A 3686-nucleotide genomic window follows, 5' to 3' on the forward strand; every position below is an offset into this window, starting at 1 on the left:
GTTCAGTGCAGCCGTCTTCTGAAAACGACACCATGTGCAAACGATGTCAGAATAGAGTTAAATTTCCTATTGATTGACATATTCCGTCAAAGGTAATAGATTTCATCCTGACACTTTTGCCTTTGGAGGCATCTTGCAAGGTCAACGCATCGGCTATGTCCGCGTCAGCAGCTTCGACCAGAACCCGGAACGGCAATTGGAGGGTGTTCAGGTGGCGCGGGTGTTCACCGACAAGGCTTCTGGCAAGGACACCCAGCGTCCCGAGCTGGAAAGGCTGCTGGCCTTCGTCCGCGAGGGCGACACCGTGGTGGTGCATAGCATGGACAGGCTGGCACGCAACCTTGATGACCTGCGCCGCATCGTCCAAGGGCTGACACAACGGGGCGTGCGCATGGAGTTCGTCAAAGAAGGGCTGAAGTTCACCGGCGAGGACTCACCGATGGCCAATCTGATGCTGTCGGTCATGGGAGCCTTCGCTGAGTTCGAGCGCGCCCTGATCCGCGAACGTCAGCGCGAGGGAATCGTGCTGGCCAAGCAGCGCGGTGCCTACCGGGGACGAAAGAAATCGCTGAACAGCGAACAAATTGCCGAGTTGAAACGGCGAGTTGCGGCAGGCGACCAAAAAACCTTGGTGGCCCGTGACTTCGGCATCAGCCGCGAAACCTTGTACCAGTACCTGCGGGAAGACTGACCATGCCACGCCGCTCAATCCTGTCCGCCACCGAGCGCGAAAGCCTGCTGGCACTGCCAGATGCCAAAGACGAACTGATACGGCACTACACGTTCAACGAAACCGACCTGTCGGTGATCCGTCAGCGTCGCGGCGCCGCGAATCGATTGGGCTTCGCTGTGCAGCTTTGCTACTTGCGATTCCCTGGCACCTTTTTGGGCGTCGATGAGCCTCCGTTTCCGCCCCTGTTGCGCATGGTGGCCGCGCAACTCAAGATGCCAGTGGAAAGTTGGAGCGAGTACGGCCAGCGCGAACAGACACGGCGGGAGCACTTGGTCGAGCTGCAAACGGTTTTTGGGTTCAAGCCCTTCACCATGAGCCACTATCGGCAAGCCGTGCATACATTGACCGAGCTGGCCTTGCAGACCGACAAAGGCATCGTGCTGGCGAGCGCACTTGTCGAGAATCTGCGGCGGCAGAGCATTATCCTGCCCGCCATGAATGCCATCGAGCGCGCAAGCGCCGAGGCCATCACCCGTGCCAACCGACGCATTTACGCGGCGCTGACCGATTCTTTGTTATCACCCCACCGTCAGCGCCTGGACGAACTTCTCAAGCGCAAGGACGGCAGTAAAGTGACGTGGCTGGCATGGCTGCGCCAGTCGCCTGCCAAACCGAACTCTCGCCACATGCTCGAACATATTGAGCGCCTGAAATCCTGGCAAGCACTTGATCTGCCCGCAGGCATCGAGCGGCAGGTTCACCAGAACCGCCTGCTCAAAATCGCTCGTGAAGGTGGCCAGATGACGCCTGCTGATCTGGCAAAGTTCGAGGTGCAACGACGCTATGCCACGCTGGTAGCGCTGGCCATCGAAGGCATGGCCACCGTCACCGATGAAATCATCGACCTTCACGATCGCATCATCGGCAAGCTGTTCAACGCGGCCAAGAACAAGCATCAGCAGCAGTTCCAGGCTTCCGGCAAGGCGATCAACGACAAGGTGCGGATGTATGGGCGCATCGGTCAAGCGTTGATTGAGGCCAAGCAAAGCGGCAGCGATCCGTTCGCCGCCATCGAGGCCGTTATGCCCTGGGACACCTTCGCCGCCAGCGTCACCGAAGCGCAAACATTGGCGCGGCCTGCCGACTTTGATTTCCTGCACCACATCGGTGAAAGCTATGCCACGCTACGCCGCTACGCGCCGCAGTTCCTGGGCGTGCTCAAATTGCGGGCTGCGCCCGCCGCCAAGGGTGTGCTCGATGCCATCGACATGCTGCGCGGCATGAACAGCGACAGCGCGCGCAAGGTGCCCGCCGATGCGCCAACCGCATTCATCAAGCCGCGCTGGGCAAAGCTGGTTCTGACCGACGACGGCATCGACCGGCGTTACTACGAGTTATGCGCCCTGTCGGAGCTGAAGAACGCGCTGCGCTCCGGTGATGTCTGGGTGCAGGGTTCTCGCCAGTTCAAGGACTTCGACGAATACCTGGTGCCGGTCGAGAAGTTCGCCACTTTGAAGCTGGCCAGCGAATTGCCGCTGGCAGTGGCCACCGACTGCGACCAATACCTGCATGACCGGTTGGAATTGTTGGAGGCGCAACTCGCCACAGTCAACCGCATGGCTGCGGCCAACGACTTACCGGATGCCATCATCACCACCGCGTCAGGCCTGAAGATCACGCCGCTGGACGCGGCAGTACCAGACGCCGCGCAAGCCATGATCGACCAGACAGCTATGCTGCTGCCGCACCTCAAAATCACCGAGTTGCTGATGGAGGTCGATGAATGGACGGGCTTCACCCGCCACTTCACACACCTGAAGACCAGCGACACGGCCAAGGACAAAACCTTGCTGTTGACGACGATCCTGGCCGACGCGATCAACCTGGGTCTGACCAAAATGGCCGAGTCCTGCCCTGGCACCACCTACGCCAAGCTGTCTTGGCTGCAAGCCTGGCACATCCGCGATGAAACCTATTCGACGGCGCTGGCCGAGCTGGTGAATGCGCAGTTTCGGCAACCCTTCGCCGGCAACTGGGGTGACGGCACCACGTCATCGTCGGACGGCCAGAACTTCAGAACCGGCAGCAAAGCAGAAAGCACTGGTCATATCAACCCGAAGTATGGAAGCAGTCCAGGACGGACTTTCTACACCCATATCTCCGACCAGTACGCGCCCTTCAGTGCCAAGGTGGTCAACGTGGGCATTCGTGATTCAACTTACGTGCTTGATGGCCTGCTGTACCACGAGTCGGACTTGCGCATCGAGGAACACTACACCGACACGGCAGGCTTCACCGATCACGTGTTTGGCTTGATGCATTTGCTGGGATTTCGCTTCGCGCCGCGTATCCGTGACTTGGGCGAAACCAAGCTATTCATCCCCAAGGGCGATGCCGCCTATGACGCGCTCAAGCCGATGATTAGCAGCGACAGGCTGAACATCAAGCAAATACGCGCCCATTGGGATGAAATTCTGCGGCTGGCCACCTCCATCAAGCAAGGCACGGTAACGGCTTCGCTGATGCTGCGCAAACTCGGCAGCTACCCGCGCCAGAACGGCTTGGCCGTGGCGTTGCGCGAGCTGGGGCGCATCGAGCGCACGCTGTTCATTTTGGATTGGCTGCAAAGCGTGGAGCTGCGCCGCCGCGTCCATGCGGGGCTGAATAAGGGCGAGGCGCGCAACGCGCTGGCCAGGGCGGTCTTCTTCTACCGATTGGGTGAAATCCGCGACCGCAGTTTTGAGCAGCAGCGCTACCGGGCCAGCGGCCTCAATCTGGTGACGGCGGCCATCGTGTTGTGGAACACGGTATATCTGGAGCGTGCCACCAGTGCTTTGCGTGGCAACGGCACGGCGCTGGACGACACATTGTTGCAATATCTGTCGCCGCTGGGGTGGGAGCACATCAACCTGACCGGCGATTACCTATGGCGCAGCAGCGCCAAGGTCGGTGCGGGGAAGTTTAGGCCATTGCGACCGCTGCCACCGGCTTAGCGTGCTTTATTTAATGAGAT

2 protein-coding genes are annotated in these 3686 nt (G+C 59.7%); both read left to right on the forward strand.

The features are described from left to right. Nucleotides 1-133: 133 nt before the first annotated feature. Nucleotides 134-691 carry a recombinase family protein gene (locus GV764_RS11705; RefSeq protein ID WP_001162012.1) on the forward strand — a complete coding sequence of 186 codons (558 nt, stop codon included), beginning with the start codon at nucleotides 134-136 and terminating at the stop codon, nucleotides 689-691. A gap of 2 nt (nucleotides 692-693) precedes the next feature. Further along, a complete protein-coding gene (locus GV764_RS11710) occupies nucleotides 694-3666 on the forward strand; it encodes a Tn3 family transposase (protein WP_001138073.1) in 2973 nt (990 codons plus the stop codon). Nucleotides 3667-3686: the final 20 nt, after the last annotated feature.

Source organism: Atlantibacter hermannii, assembly GCF_009907385.1.
GTDB classification, from domain to species: domain Bacteria; phylum Pseudomonadota; class Gammaproteobacteria; order Enterobacterales; family Enterobacteriaceae; genus Atlantibacter; species Atlantibacter hermannii_A.

Coding starts and splice junctions, on each gene's coding strand:
- GV764_RS11710 (WP_001138073.1), top strand. CDS start 694: ATGCCACGCCGCTCAATCCTGTCCGCCACCGAGCGCGAAAGCCTGCTG.